General features: G+C 67.0%; 11 protein-coding genes and 1 tRNA gene. 8 read left to right on the top strand and 4 right to left on the bottom strand.

Annotated elements, in window-relative coordinates; translation table 11 throughout:
- Nucleotides 1-84: 84 nt before the first annotated feature.
- The 5 genes from JCQ34_RS03255 (at nt 85) to JCQ34_RS03235 (ending at nt 5,215) form a co-directional block, all read left to right on the top strand.
- Nucleotides 85-161 (top strand) — tRNA-Arg (locus JCQ34_RS03255).
- Nucleotides 162-237: 76 nt separating this feature from the next.
- Entirely contained in the window at nt 238-1,692 is a 1,455-nt protein-coding gene (locus JCQ34_RS03250; RefSeq protein ID WP_286401768.1) for a dihydrolipoyl dehydrogenase family protein, read from the top strand.
- A 66-nt stretch (nt 1,693-1,758) separates the two neighbouring features.
- Nucleotides 1,759-2,538: an ABC transporter ATP-binding protein gene (locus JCQ34_RS03245; RefSeq protein ID WP_286401766.1), complete on the top strand. Its 780-nt coding sequence runs from the start codon at nt 1,759-1,761 to the stop codon at nt 2,536-2,538.
- Nucleotides 2,535-4,571, top strand: coding sequence for a YhgE/Pip domain-containing protein (locus JCQ34_RS03240; protein WP_286401765.1), 2,037 nt, complete (start codon nt 2,535-2,537; stop codon nt 4,569-4,571). The genes JCQ34_RS03245 and JCQ34_RS03240 overlap by 4 nt, the downstream gene beginning before the upstream one ends.
- The gene (locus tag JCQ34_RS03235; RefSeq protein WP_286401764.1) at nt 4,568-5,215 is read left to right on the top strand and encodes a TetR/AcrR family transcriptional regulator; all 648 of its coding nucleotides are present in this window, start codon (nt 4,568-4,570) and stop codon (nt 5,213-5,215) included. The genes JCQ34_RS03240 and JCQ34_RS03235 overlap by 4 nt, the downstream gene beginning before the upstream one ends.
- Before the next feature lie 565 nt (nt 5,216-5,780).
- Here JCQ34_RS03235 and JCQ34_RS03230 read toward each other — a convergent pair.
- A complete protein-coding gene (locus tag JCQ34_RS03230) occupies nt 5,781-6,785 on the bottom strand; it encodes an EamA family transporter (RefSeq protein WP_286401763.1) in 1,005 nt (334 codons plus the stop codon).
- 72 nt (nt 6,786-6,857) lie between these two features.
- Between JCQ34_RS03230 and JCQ34_RS03225 the strand changes: the two genes are divergently transcribed.
- Nucleotides 6,858-7,769: a LysR family transcriptional regulator gene (locus JCQ34_RS03225; protein WP_286404283.1), complete on the top strand. Its 912-nt coding sequence runs from the start codon at nt 6,858-6,860 to the stop codon at nt 7,767-7,769.
- A gap of 57 nt (nt 7,770-7,826) precedes the next feature.
- Here the strand turns inward: JCQ34_RS03225 and JCQ34_RS03220 are convergent, their stop codons facing one another.
- The 3 genes from JCQ34_RS03220 to JCQ34_RS03210 all read right to left on the bottom strand — a co-directional run bounded on the left by JCQ34_RS03220 (nt 7,827) and on the right by JCQ34_RS03210 (nt 11,144).
- A complete protein-coding gene (locus tag JCQ34_RS03220; RefSeq protein ID WP_286401762.1) occupies nt 7,827-8,354 on the bottom strand; it encodes a SixA phosphatase family protein in 528 nt (175 codons plus the stop codon).
- 392 nt (nt 8,355-8,746) lie between these two features.
- Nucleotides 8,747-9,613 (bottom strand): winged helix-turn-helix domain-containing protein, encoded by an 867-nt coding sequence (locus JCQ34_RS03215; RefSeq protein WP_286401761.1) that lies wholly within the window; start codon nt 9,611-9,613, stop codon nt 8,747-8,749.
- A gap of 577 nt (nt 9,614-10,190) precedes the next feature.
- Entirely contained in the window at nt 10,191-11,144 is a 954-nt protein-coding gene (locus JCQ34_RS03210) for a hypothetical protein (protein WP_286401760.1), read from the bottom strand.
- A 246-nt stretch (nt 11,145-11,390) separates the two neighbouring features.
- On the opposite strand from JCQ34_RS03210, the gene JCQ34_RS03205 reads away from it, so the two are divergent.
- Nucleotides 11,391-12,131: a response regulator transcription factor gene (locus JCQ34_RS03205; protein ID WP_142131170.1), complete on the top strand. Its 741-nt coding sequence runs from the start codon at nt 11,391-11,393 to the stop codon at nt 12,129-12,131.
- Nucleotides 12,132-12,143: 12 nt separating this feature from the next.
- Nucleotides 12,144-13,622 (top strand): sensor histidine kinase, encoded by a 1,479-nt coding sequence (locus JCQ34_RS03200; RefSeq protein ID WP_286401759.1) that lies wholly within the window; start codon nt 12,144-12,146, stop codon nt 13,620-13,622.
- Nucleotides 13,623-13,634 lie beyond the last annotated feature (12 nt).

Here is a 13,634-nt window from a genome sequence, read left to right as displayed (position 1 = left end):
CCGCTTCGATTTGGCATCACGCCCCGGCTCGCGTAAAGTAATTCGAGGTTCAGGGAGAGCGGTTCTTCTCCCGGGACACGGAATGCGCCCATAGCTCAGCTGGATAGAGCGTCTGTCTACGGAACAGAAGGTCAGGGGTTCGAATCCCTTTGGGCGCACCAACAAGGTCCGCACCGGTTCGCCGGTGCGGACCTTTTTTGTGCTGTCAGCCAGGTCATCCCCGGCTAGGCTTTGCACATGATGCCCGAGGCCGCTGAGCGCGAATTTGATGTTGTTGTTATCGGCGCAGGCGCCGTGGGGGAAAACGCGGCGGGCCGCGTCGTCGAGGGCGGGCTCACGGCCGTGCTCGTGGAAGCGGAACTGGTGGGCGGCGAATGCTCCTACTGGGCGTGCATGCCCTCCAAGGCCCTGCTGCGCCCCGGCACCGCACTGCATGGAGCGCAGACTACCCCCGGCGCCAAGGAAGCGGTGACCCGGACCTTGGATGCCGCCGCCGTCCTGGAACGCAGGAACTACTTCACGTCCAACTGGCAGGATGAAAGCCAGGTTTCATGGGTAAAGGACACCGGCATCGAGTTGGTGCGCGGCCACGGCTGGCTCACGGGACCAAAGACGGTGGAAGTGGCCGGCCTGGACGGGACGCAACACCTGCTGCGGGCGCGGCATGCCGTGGTGCTGGCCACCGGTTCAGCCCCCAACACGCCGCCAATCGAAGGCCTGCAGGATGTGCAGGTATGGGGAACGCGTGAGGCGACCTCGGCAAGCGAGGTGCCGGACCGGCTGACAGTACTGGGCGGCGGCGTGGCCGGGACCGAACTGGCCCAGGCCTTCGCCCGGCTTGGCTCCAGCGTCACACTGGTGGCGCGCAGCGGATTATTGGGCAGCTTTCCGAAAGAGGCCTCGGAACTGGTGGCGGCGGGACTGCGGGCGGACGGGGTGGAACTCCGACTCCATACATCCACGGAACGGATCAGCGGGAATGATGACGGCACCATCACCGTCAGCCTGGGCGACGGATCCACGGTCACGTCGGAGAAGGTGCTGGTTTCCACCGGCAGGCACCCGGCATTGGAGGGCCTTGGCCTGGAAAACGTCGGCTTTGAGCCGGACGAACACGGGCACCTGTCCCTGACGGCGGACATGTCCGGCCTGGTCCAGCAAACACCCGGCGACGAGCCCTGGCTCTACGCCGTGGGAGACGCGGCGGGCAAGAATCTCTTCACCCACCAGGGCAAGTACGAGGCACGCGCCACCGGCGCTGCCATCGCGGCCCGCGCCAAAGGCGAACTCAAGGGCTCCCCCGGAGACTGGAGCCGGTATGCCCAAACAGCAAACCAGCATGCCGTGCCCAGCGTCGTCTTCACGGACCCGGAGCTGGCCAGCGTTGGACGCACGCTGCAGGCCGCCCGCAAGGACGGATTCAACGCGTCCTCGGTGGAACTGCCCATCCAGGTGGCGGGGTCCTCACTGCACTCGGAGAACTATGAAGGCTGGGCGCAGCTGGTGGTGGACGAGGACCGCAAGGTCCTGCTGGGCGCCACCTTCGCGGGCCCGGACGTGGCCGAACTGCTGCACGCGGCCACCATCGCCGTAGTGGGCGAGGTGCCGCTGGACCGGCTCTGGCACGCGGTCCCCTCCTACCCCACCATCAGCGAGGTATGGCTCCGCCTGCTGGAGAAATACGGCCTCTGACTCTATTTGAACTGACCAGTCAGTTCGGTTAGCCTTGATGCAGACTTCTTCTGCGAAAGGCAATCATTGCTCTCAGCACGCCAGCTCCATGCCAAAGGACGCCGGGACCCGCTGCTTCCGCCCACCTCGCTGACGGTTCGCCGGGGCGGGCTCCTGCTCGTCACCGGCGAGCGCCAGGACCAGCGGACCGCGCTGTCCCTCCTGCTCAGCGGCCGGATGAAGGCCTCCGGCGGAGACGTCAGCTGGGACAACAGCCCGCGGACCAAGCAGCTGCGGCTGGCGGCGGCGCTGGTGGATTCCCCCGGCGTGAACGAGCCCGAGGAGCACCTCAGCGTCCGGGACCTGGTGACCGAGGACCTGGCCCTGATACCCCGCCGCTACCGGGGGGCGTTGCTCAGCGGGCCGTGGCTGAAGGTCAACCGCTTCGAGGACATCGCGGACCTGTGGACGGAGCAGCTGGAACCCCAGCGGCGGCTTGAGCTGCTGACGGCACTGGCCCTGGCCAATCCGCGCACCGACCTGCTGGTGGTGGACTCTCCGGACCGCCACAGTGCAGACGGGCTCACCTGGTTGCCGCGCCTCCAGGAGCTGGCGTACGACGCCGGGCGGCCGCTCGCCGTCGTGGCGGCCGTCAGTGCCGTCCCCGCTTGGTGGGACGGCCCGGTTGCCGCAATCGGCAATGAGGTGCCCGCCCCTGTCCTTTCCGACGGCTCCGACCCGCTCGACGACGACCACGCCGACGACGACACGGCCTCCGCCGGCAGCCATCCCGGCAAGCACGCCGCCGAAGCCGGGCAGGACCCGGAACACACCCGAACCACACTCGAAACCGAGGTTGCCAAGTGACTGTCCTGCGGCTGGCCCGCTCCGAACTCAAGCGCATGACCGGCGGGCTGCTGCCAAAGCTGACCATCCTGGCCCTGGCCATGGTCCCGCTGCTTTACGGCGCTGTTTACCTCTACGCGAACTGGGATCCCTACGGGCACCTCAACAACCTGGACGCCGCCCTGGTGGTGGAGGACTCCGGCGCGACAGCTGCAGACGGGACCCGGCTGGAGGCCGGGACCAAGGTGGCGGACAGCCTGGTGGACGGCAACGTGTTCCACTGGATTCCTGTGGACAGCTCCGCGGCGGCCGATGCAGGCGTCAGGAGCGGGCAGTACGCCTTTGCACTCCGGATTCCCAAGGACTTTTCCGCCAACCTGGTGTCCCCGGGCAGCTTCGACTCGGCCAGCCAGGCGATGCTGAACGTCACCACCAACGATGCGAACAATTACCTCCTGAGCACCATCGTGGACAAGCTGACCACTGCCGTGCACTCCACTGTGGCGAAGGAAGTGGGTGAGGAGACCGCCAACCAGTTGCTGACAGGTTTCGGCACCATCCACTCCAAGATGGTCCAGGCCGCGGACGGCGCCAACCAGCTGGCCGACGGTGTGGCCACGCTCAGGGACGGAACGGTTACCCTTCACGAAGGGACCTCGGCGCTGAGCAGCGGGGCGGACCAGTTGTACGCCGGCCAGCTGAAGCTGCGGGACGGCGCCAACCAACTGTCCGACGGCGCAGGGCAGCTCAGCAGCGGCCTGGCGGTCCTCAAGGACAAAACGGCCACCCTGCCCGCAGACACGCAAAGGCTTGCTTCCGGCGCCGCCCAGGTCGCGGCCGGAAACGCCCAGCTCAACGCCAGGGTCCAGGATGTGGCCGCCCAGCTGGACGCCGCAGACCAGGGCCTCCGGTCCCGCGTGGTGGAGTCCAACAGCCAGCTGGTGGCCTCCGGCGTCCTGACCCAGGACCAGGCCAACAAGGTCCTGGCAGACTTCGACGCGGCAGCGGCTTCCAGTCCGGTGGCAGCCGCCAAGAGCAAAATCCACACAGACGCGGCCCAGGTCCAGCAGCTCGCCGACGGTTCCCAGGCAGTCAGCGCGGGGGCCGCACAGCTGGCGGCCGGCATGCCGGCACTCACGGACGCCATCGGGCAGGCCTCGGCAGGGGCTGACCAGCTGCACAGCGGGGCCGCAGCGCTGGCAGCCGGTGAGCAGTCAGCCGTCGACGGTGCCGCAGGCCTTGCCGACGGGGCACACAAAGTGGACATCGGCGCAGCCCAGGTTTCCGACGGCGCGGCGCAGGCAGCCACCGGCTCACGGACCCTGGCGGACGAGATCGGGAAGGGCGCCGGGCAGGTCCCCAACCCCGACGACGCCCAAAAGAACAACCTGTCCCAGGTGATGGCCGATCCCGTGGCGGTCAGCAACGTCTCCCAGGCCAAGGCAGGGTCCTACGGCGCAGGCCTGGCACCGTTCTTCCTCACGCTGGCCATGTGGATCGGGATCTTCATGCTGGTCCAGGCCATGCGCCCCATCACGCAGCGGGCACTTGCCTCCAACGCGCCGTCGTGGAAGATCGCCCTGGGCGGCTGGCTGCCCTTCTTCCTGGTCTCGGTGGTCCAGGCCTCGCTGTTGACCCTGGTGGCGGACGTGGCACTGGGGCTCAATCCCGCCCACCCGGTCCTGATGTGGCTGCTGATGCTGGCCGCTGCCATGGCCTTCAGCGCCCTCATCCAGGGCATCGTGGCGCTGCTGGGTTCCCCCGGAAAGCTGGTGGTGCTGATCCTCCTGGTCCTGCAGCTGGTGTCGTCCGGCGGCACGTTCCCGTGGCAGACCACCCCGCAGCCGCTGCATGTGGTGCACCAGGTCCTGCCCATGGGATATGTAGTGACCGGCATGCGGCACCTGATCTACGGCGGTGACCTGTCAATGATCCTCCCCACCCTGGCGGGTCTTGTGGGTTACACCCTGCTGGGGGCGGTGCTGTCCACGCTCGCAGTGCGCAAGAATAAGTTCTGGACGCTCAAGACGCTGAAACCGGAGATCGCAGTATGACCACAGAACCCATGGCCGCTGCCAAGAGCCTCCGCCCGGCCCGGACCAACGCCACCCGCCAGAAGCTCTTCGATGCCTCCATGGAGCTGATCGGCGAGCGCGGGGCGGCCAGCGTCACGGTCGACGAGATCGCGGCGGCCGCGGGGGTCTCCAAGGGCACGGTGTACTACAACTTCGGCAGCAAGTCAGAGCTGATCGCGCAGCTCCTGCGGCATGGCGTGGACATCCTCAAGGCGCGGCTCCTCGAGGCCGCCGACGCCGAAGGAACGGGCAGCGACCCGCTGCTGGCCATGGAGGCGATGATCGGGCAGGCCATGGATTTCATGGCGGAGTACCCTTCCTTCGCCCGCCTCTGGGTAAGTGAGAACTGGCGGATCCCCAGCGAGTGGCAGGGCACGTTCTCCGTCCTGCGTGCGGAGCTCCTTGAAGTCATCGGCCAGGCCGTGGAGAAGGTGGCCAAGGCATACCCGGTGGACGGTTCGGTGTCCCGGGGCAGCCTGGAGACCGCCATCTTTGGCGCCTGCTTCGTGGTGGGCCTGGACCGGCAGACGTACAACCCCGAGCGCACCCGTGACCAAAGTGTTGCAGCAATCATGGCCATCATGCGCGGCTACGTCCTGAAGGGGCCCGCTCCTCGGGGATGATGGAGCACATGCGCCATACGGGAAAGAGCGGAAAGTTTGCGGTGATCTGCGGCATCGTCGCTGCGGGACTGCTGGTGCTCACCGCAATGACCCTCGCCGAGCCGGTGTTCGTCGCATTCCTGGGTGTCCTGGCGCTGGCCTACCTTGCCGCGCTGGCCGAGATCCTGCTCCGGCGGCGGCGCTTTGCCCTGCTGGCCGCAGGTGCCGGGACCGCCCTGGCCCTCGGCTTTTCGCTGGCGTTCCTCAGCACCTGGGAATTGGCGTTCGACGGCCAGTCGTCCTTCCTGGGCACCCCGCTCCCCACCCGCGACCCCGACAACTACTTCATCGGCGCTGCCGGTGCCCTTGCGGCAACCTTCGGCATCCTGTTCCTGGGTGCCTTGTGGCCGGGCAAGGGACGGACGACGGCGGCGCGCAGGCCTTCGTCCGCAGGCCGCGGAACTTCTCCTGCAGCCCGCCCCGCGGCCAGGGGAGCCGCCCAGGGCCAAGGCAGGTCAGCGGCTCAGCGTCCGCAGGCGGGCCAGCGGAATGTGGCTCCGCGGGCCGGCACCCAGGCAGCCACCCTTCAGCGGCCCTCCGCTTCCCGGACCCCGGCCGGAGGCCCGGCTGCGGCAGCCAAGCGCCAGCCGTCGTCAGGATCCCCTGCGGCCAGGCCTGCACCCAGGTCCGGCAGCGGCTCCGCCTCCCGACGCTGACGACGACGGCCCCCACTGGTCAGCACCGCCGTCGCAACACCACCCAGCAGGAGCAGTCCGCCCGCCATCTCCGTAGGCGACGGCACCTCCGCAAGGACCAGCCACGCAGCGGTCATGCCCACCACCGGGACCAGCAGGGTGAAGGGGACAACGGCCGACGACGGGTGGCTGGCAAGGAGCCGATTCCAGATTCCGTAGCCCACCAGTGAAGCGAAAACTGCGGTATAGAGGGCACTAAGGACAGTCGGGGCCTGGAGGGTGGACAGTGACTGCCACACGGTGTCCGGCCCGTCCAGCAGTAGGGACAGCGCGCCCAGCGGGAGTGGAACCACAGCGCCGGACCAGACCACCAGCCCCAGACCCGACGCTGCTTTGGCCCTGCGGACGATGACATTGCCGGCTGCCCATGACAGGGCCGCGGCCAGGACGATGACCAGCGGCAGCAGCGGGGCCACGGCACTGCGGCCCACAGCCACGAGCGCGAGGCCGGCGACGCCGAGCACCACTCCCGCGAGCTGCCGCCGGGTGGGGCGTTCGCCCAGGAAGGCGGCAGCGAGGAGGACTGTCAGCAGAACCTGCGCCTGCAGGACCAGGGAAGCGAGCCCTGCGGGCATGCCCAGTGCCATGGCAAGGTAGAGAAGGCCGAACTGTCCGGCGCTCATGAAGAGTCCGACGCCGATGATGGCCTTCCAGCTGACATCCGGTTTCCTGATGAAGAAGATCCACGGGAAGACCACCAGGACGAAGCGCATGGCAACGAACAGCAGCGGCGGGAAGTCTTGTCCGCCCGCGTGCAGCCCGATGTCGATGGCAACGAAGTTCAGGCCCCAGAGCAGGGCCACGAGGACGGCAAGGAGGGAGTCTCGCAGGTTCACGCTTCCACTGTCCCAGAGCAGCGGATGAAGCACCAGCGCTCATTTATGCGCTCGATCATGTACCTTTGCTTCATGATCGACATCGGCTCACTGCGGGCACTGGCAGGAATTGAGCAACACGGTTCCGTCATTGCTGCCGCCGAGGCCATCGGGTTCAGCCCCTCGGCCGTGTCCCAGCAGGTGAAGAAGCTGGAGAAGGAAGCAGGCTTCGCCGTCCTGGAGCGCCGTGGCCGCGGCGTCCTGCTGACAGAGCGCGGGCTCGCCTTGGCCGCGTACGGCCGGCGCATCCTGGCCGAACTGGAAGAGCTGCAGTCCACGCTGTTGGCGGACCCAGCAAAGCCCAGCGGCAGCCTGAAGATTGTGTCATTTTCCACCGCCTGCCGCGGGCTTGTAGGCCCGTTGCTGGCGCGGCTGGAGCAGTCAGGCGCGGCGCTGAGCGTTGCCGTCCTGGCGGAGGATCCGCGCGAAGCCGTGGCCCGGGTGGCGAACGGCGAAGCGGACCTCGGCCTGGTGCACAACTGGAACTCCGTGCCGCTGGTGATACCGGAACACTTGACGTTGGAATGGCTGTGCGAGGATGTCGCCGACCTCCTGGTCCACCGCAGCCACCCGTTGGCGCAGCGGCCTGAGGTTGAGCCGGCCGAGCTGGTCGACGAGGAATGGATCAGCACGCCGGCCGGAGCAATCTGCAATGAGGCGTTGCTCCGGATTTTCGCCGACTTGGGGCGCGTGCCGGACATCCGGGTCTACGATCCCGATTTCGCCACGCACATCGCCCTGGTGGAGCAGGGGGTGGCGGTTGCACTCGTCCCCCGGCTGGGGCGGCCGGCACTGCCGTCAGGGGTTGCGGCTGTTCCCGTGGTCAACCCGGTCCAGGCCCGGCACGTGGGACTGGTCCACCGCCGGACCATGACGGCCAGCCCAGGGATCAGGCACGTCGCCGGACTGCTGCGCGAGATTGCCGCCAGCGTGCCAGGTGCCTAGCGGGCCCGGGACTGGTTTGGCCGGATCCTAGTGGGCCCGGGCTGGTTTGGCCGGATCCTAGTGTGCGCGGGGAACTGTAAATCGGGTGATCCGGGCGTCCTGCCCGTCCAGTTCGGCCCACGGCTTCTCCGTTTCCAGGACCGTCAGGGCGTTGGTGGGAAAACGGGTGGCGGCGTCCATGTAGGCGTCGTGGTCGGAGTCACGTGAAGCGAGGTGCATCGCCAGGTCCTGGACGCCCGGCAGGTGCGCGATCAGCATCAACGTGGTTACGGTGTCCGGCACATGGTTGACCACGGTGAGCATCCGGAGGGCCGACGCCGCGTAGAGGCCGTCTTCAAGCTTGGGCGTGGGGGCCTTGTCGCCGAGCTCTGAGCAGACCCATGTACAGGTTTGCCGGGTCCGCAAGGCGCTGGAGCACAGGATGAAGTCCGGAACGATGTTGTGCTTCAGCAGCCAACGGCCGGCCAGCGGAGCTTCCCGGTGCCCGCGCTCCTCGAGGGGCCGCTCATGGTCGTCCACCCCGCCCGGCCAGTCCGCCTTGGCATGGCGCATGATCACAAGGCGTCGGACATGGTGCGAACTCATGGCCCAAGCCTAGCCCCAGCAAGCGCAGCAAAGGACAGGAGGGAACAGCAGACACGGGCGTCACGCAGAGCACGCTTTCATGAGCAGGCAACGAGACAAGGCCCGCGAAATCAGGGCGCAGCCACAGACAAGGTTCCCAAAGCATGCCCACAGTGACGCGAGGCCAAGCAGGCGGGAAGGCACAGTGCTTGGAGAGGGCTGTCCTAACGCCGAAAGGCGGCATGTCCCGACAGCGCCGTTGTTGCGTTGGGCCCACGCCGCCAGGGTTCCCTGGCCGAGCTTGCGAGGCGAGGGTGGCGGTGGGGAGGAACGAGCGCAGGCGCCGAAGGATGCCTCGCGAGAGCGAAGGCGACCAGTTCCACGGGAACAGGTCGCCTTCGTGCGCAAGAGACTTAGATCGAGTACTCCGGAGCGGCCCAGACAACAACTTCCGGGTGCTCGTAGAACCGGTAACCCTGGCCGCGGACGGTGCGGACGGTGTTGGCGAGCCGGCCCAGCTTGGAGCGGAGACGGCGGATGTGGACGTCGATGGTGCGCTCGTTGGGCACTTCTTCGGCGTTGCGCCACAGTCCTTCGAGGAGTTCGTCGCGGCCCACGGTGCGGGTGCCGTTTTCCACGAGGTAGTTGAGGAGTTCGAACTCCTTGAAGGTGAGGTTGAGGGATTCGCCGTCGAGGTGGACTTCGCGGCGGGCAAGGTCGATGAGGACGCCGGACGGGCGCGGTTCCTGCTGCTGGGCAGGGCGTGGGGCCTCGGTGCGCTGGCGGGAGTTGACGGTGGGGTCGCCGAAGGTGGAGCGGACGACGTCGAGCGCGGAACCTGGGGTGCCTGCGGGGGCTACTGCCACGGCGGCGTAGCTCTCGGCGCCGGAGACCAGCGACTGGGCGTAAGCGCGGATTTCCTGGGCGAGCTTGGCGATGGAGGTGCCGGCTGCGGCTGCGGTTTCCTCGTCGATGCCCATGTAGAGGACGAAGCCGCGGGCCACGTTTTCGTTGGCTACCGGGCGGACAGAGTTTGCGCCGGGCACTACAGGGGTAGGGGCAGTAACGGGAGCGGGCTCAGTGGGGTGCACGGCGCGGAGCTGGCCGTAGGAGTTGGGGTTGTATCCCTGCGGGGCGAAACCCTGGCCGGGAAAGCTGCTTCCGGAGGTGGAGGGAGCGAGCGCCTGCCGCGGGCCGAAACCGGGACGGAGGCCCGAAGACTGGCCTGCCTTGGCGGCGTTACGGACAGAGATGTGGACGTATCCGGATGCTACTGACATGGAATGCTTACCTCAATGTGAAATGGCCGTCTTCGCGGCTCGAATGCTGACTTCCCCGATTGCACAGAGCGGGGAGGGGCGCCCGACGCTGGGCTTGGGGGCGAATGCCTAAGAACTTCGGTGGGTGGGAAGGTCAGGCGTGCATTCGACAACAGCGCATGTCGGCAGCAGCGGATGTGCTGGGCCAATATTCTGCGGCTGCAGGTGCTGTTGAGTTCTTGTTCACATTGGAAGTGTGCAGCGTAACAATGCCAACTTGCAAGTAACAATGGACCGAAGGGTCCGCATTGTGAGACAAATCCCGGAATTGTGGTCGATGTCACTAGTTCGGCAGCGGGCTTATATTTCGACTCTTATCCGGTGGGACCACCTATTTTGGCCCGTTCCCGAAATATTATTCGCCTGTTTGCGGCAACGCCGAACAGCATCGAAATTCAACCGTTTGACGTGGAATCGCCTACCGCCGGTTAGCCCGTGTCCAGCCACCGTCCTGCCCCCGGCATATTTTTCTGCTGAAAATCCTCCGGCCGGAGGCAGGATGAGTGGGAAGTGACGGCGGTGCTCGTTGTCCCGGCCCTTAGTTGCTGCTGGTTCCCGGGTTGGGAGTTGTTGCAGTGCCGGCCGCTGCAAGCTGGATGGTCTGCGCGGTGTAGGTGTCCGAATTCTTCAGCGCCGTAATGCGGACAGTCGCTCCGGTGGTCACGCTTGACAGGCTGAGCGTGCTGCCGGTGGAACCGCCGCGCTGCCGCATACCCTGTGTCACCTGGACATCGCTGCCCACGGCGTAGGTGCGGGAAAAACCGTCCTCGCTCTTGACGGTCAGGGAGGTTCCCGAAATCTCCGTCACGGTGCCGGTTTGTCCTGCCATGGTCACGTAACTGGAGTCCCGCAGGACCACATATTCAGAGTGGACGGCTGCATTGAGGCCTGCTCCGCCCATCCCCAGACCACCGGGACCGCCGTCCAGCCCCATGCCGCCGTCCATGTCGCGCCCTGTCCCGCCACCGTCTGTGCCGGTTTGGCTACCCGGGCCCGCCATGCCGCCTTGCCCGTTCATACCGCTTTGCCCGTTCATGCCGCCTTGCCCGCCGGGACCGAACTGGCCGTTGGCACCTGCGCCCAAGCCGTTGTTGGCTGAAGCAGCAGTGGAGCCGTTTCCGGCGGCGTAGGCGCCGGCACCGGCTGCTGCGGCAACTACCACCGCCACTCCACCCACCAGCAAACCCTTCTTTGCAGTCCAGCTTCCTTTCCCGGTCCGCGGCGTAGCGCCTGGTGCGTACGGCTGCGCCGCGCCCCACCCTGTGCCGGGGCGGGGCTCCTGGCCGGCTGCCGGCGTCGTGCCCCATCCTGCGGAAGGCGAACCGGGTACGGGCGCGCCCCAGCCCTGTGCAGGCTGTTGCGGAATCGGCTCGTACGTGGCGTGGTCCGGGGCGTCGTTGGCGTGGTCGGCCGGGGCGCCGCCCCACACGGGTGCCGGCTGCCCCTTCTGTGCTGACGCGTCGGGGACGGCTCGGTTGTCCTGCTGATCCATGGCTTTCTCCAAGAATTGATTTGATGGTGGTGATGCTGCTGTCCTGTTGTTCGATCAGGTTCTGCCGGTTTGCTGTGCGGCGCCTGTGCCGCAGGCCAAGGCTGCCTGTGACCTGGCGGGACAGCCCCGGTCCGGACTAAGCCCGGGCTCCGTGTGCTGGGCGTCCCCGCTGGCTAGGCTGGAGCTCACAGCTGGAACACAGCAACGGCAAAGCATCGGCAAACCGGCAGATCGGAGGGTTGTCCCATGGCATCCCCGCACCCCATGACCAACAACCTTCCGCAGCTCACCCACCCCGACGGCTCCCCCATCCGTGCCCTGGTGGTGGATGACGAGCCCAGCCTGTCCGAGCTCATGAGCATGGGGCTGCGCATGGCCGGGTGGTCGGTGGCCGTGGCCGGGGATGGGCCCACCGCAGTCAAACTGGCCAAGGACTTCCACCCGGACGTCCTGGTGCTTGATGTCATGCTCCCCGGGTTCGACGGCGTGGAGCTGCTGGGCAGGATCCGCGCCTTTGCCCCGGAGGTGCCTGCGCTCTTCCTGACGGCAAAGGACGCCGTCCAGGACCGCATCGTGGGGCTGGCCGCCGGCGGGGACGACTACGTCACCAAGCCATTCAGCATGGAGGAAGTGCTGCTGCGCCTGCACCGCCTGGTGCAGCGCTCCGGGGTGGCCGCCATGGACACCGCCGAACTGGTGGTGGGCGACCTGGTGCTCAACGTGGACACCCGGGAAGTCACCCGCGCCGGAGAGGAGATCCAGCTGACGGCAACCCAGTTCGAGTTGCTCCGCTACCTGATGGAGAACCCCAAGCGCGTGGTCAGCAAAGCCCAGATCCTGGACCACGTGTGGGACTACGACTTCGGCGGCCAGGCGAACATCGTGGAACTGTACATTTCCTACCTGCGCAAGAAGATCGAAGCCAACCATCCGCCGATGATCCACACCGTGCGCGGGGCGGGCTATGTCATCAAACCCGCAGACTAGCCAAGGAAAAGCATGTCATCGCTTTCCGGTGTCCCCCGGCCTGCCGGCCGGTCCTGGTTCAACCCCTCCACCTGGCACCTCCGCACCCGCCTGATCCTGCTCTCCATGGCGCTCCTGGTGGCCATCTCCGGCGCGATCGGCGTGGTCAGCTATGCCTCGATGGACGTGGTCCTCACCAATCAACTGGATGCGCAGCTGAAGCTGGCGTCCCGCGGCCGGCCGCCCGAAGGCAACCCGTCCGGCCGCCCCGATCCCCTCGACGCGCGCGGGCAGAGTGTGGGAACGCTGAATGCCAGGGTGGTGAACGGGCAGGTAAGCAGGGAGGCTGGCTTCCTTTCCTCCGACTTCACGCGGACATCCTTGACCTCCTCTGATGTTGCCACCCTGCAGGCACTCCCCCACGATGGCCTGCCGGTGGACCGCGAGCTGTCCAACGGCGACTACCGGGTGCTGGCCACCCAGACCGCGTACGGCGACGTGGTGATCACGGGACTGCCGCTGTCGATGAAGCAAAGCACCGAGGCCTCACTGGTGCTGACCATGGTGCTGGTCTCGCTGGGCGGCCTGGTCCTGATCGGGTTGGCCGGCACTGCCATGATCCGTAGGACCATGCGGCCACTGGAACAGCTGTCGGACGTTGCCACCAAGGTTTCCAAGCTGCCCCTGGATGCCGGTGAGGTGGCGCTCGCCGTGCGCGTGCCGCCCTCCGCAGCGCACCCCACCACGGAGGTAGGAAGTGTGGGCCACGCCCTGAACCTGATGCTGGACAACGTCTCCAGCGCGCTGGAAGCCCGGCAACGCAGCGAAATGAAGGTGCGCCAGTTCGTTGCCGACGCCTCCCATGAACTTCGAACTCCGCTGACCGCCATTCGCGGGTACACCGAGCTAATGCGCATGACCGAGCACCTTACCGAGGACGGACAAAAGTCGCTGGGCCGCGTCCAGAGCCAGTCGGAGCGGATGACTGCGCTGGTGGAGGACCTGCTGCTGCTGGCCCGCCTGGACGAGGGCAAGGCAACCGAGACCACGGATGTGGACCTGACCCAGCTGGTCATCGAAACCGTCAGCGACGAAAAGGTCATGGCCCCGGACCACACCTGGCAGCTGAAGTTGCCCGACGAACCTGTCACGGTCCGCGGGGACACCACGCAGCTGCACCAGGTGCTGGCCAACCTGCTCTCCAACGCCCGGAAGCACACGCCGGCGGGCACCACGGTAACCACCGGCGTGATGCGCTCCGCAGACGGGAGCGTGGTGGTCACGGTTACCGACGACGGTCCGGGTATCCCGGCCGAGTTCCAGGGCAGCATTTTCAGCCGCTTCACCCGGGCCGACACCGCCCGCTCCGGCTCGGAAGGGTCATCAGGGCTGGGGCTGTCCATTGTTGAGTCCATCGTGGCCGCGCATGGCGGCACCGTGGAACTGGTCTCGCGGCCCGGCAGGACCGAGTTCGCCGTGCGCCTCCCCGCCGCGGGGCCGGCCAAGGCATAAAACCAGGGCAGC

Origin of the sequence: Pseudarthrobacter defluvii (assembly GCF_030323865.1) — a bacterium.
Lineage (GTDB): Bacteria > Actinomycetota > Actinomycetes > Actinomycetales > Micrococcaceae > Arthrobacter > Arthrobacter sedimenti.
This window is presented reverse-complemented; position numbering and strand designations above follow the sequence as displayed.

What these genes read in the sequence shown, in the direction of transcription:
- JCQ34_RS03250 (WP_286401768.1), top strand. Translation starts at nt 238, where the DNA reads ATGATGCCCGAGGCCGCTGAGCGCGAATTTGATGTTGTTGTTATCGGC.
- JCQ34_RS03235 (WP_286401764.1), top strand. Translation starts at nt 4,568, where the DNA reads ATGACCACAGAACCCATGGCCGCTGCCAAGAGCCTCCGCCCGGCCCGG.
- JCQ34_RS03225 (WP_286404283.1), top strand. Translation starts at nt 6,858, where the DNA reads ATGATCGACATCGGCTCACTGCGGGCACTGGCAGGAATTGAGCAACAC.
- JCQ34_RS03220 (WP_286401762.1), bottom strand. Translation starts at nt 8,354, where the DNA reads ATGAGTTCGCACCATGTCCGACGCCTTGTGATCATGCGCCATGCCAAG.
- JCQ34_RS03215 (WP_286401761.1), bottom strand. Translation starts at nt 9,613, where the DNA reads ATGTCAGTAGCATCCGGATACGTCCACATCTCTGTCCGTAACGCCGCC.
- JCQ34_RS03210 (WP_286401760.1), bottom strand. Translation starts at nt 11,144, where the DNA reads ATGGATCAGCAGGACAACCGAGCCGTCCCCGACGCGTCAGCACAGAAG.
- JCQ34_RS03205 (WP_142131170.1), top strand. Translation starts at nt 11,391, where the DNA reads ATGGCATCCCCGCACCCCATGACCAACAACCTTCCGCAGCTCACCCAC.
- JCQ34_RS03200 (WP_286401759.1), top strand. Translation starts at nt 12,144, where the DNA reads ATGTCATCGCTTTCCGGTGTCCCCCGGCCTGCCGGCCGGTCCTGGTTC.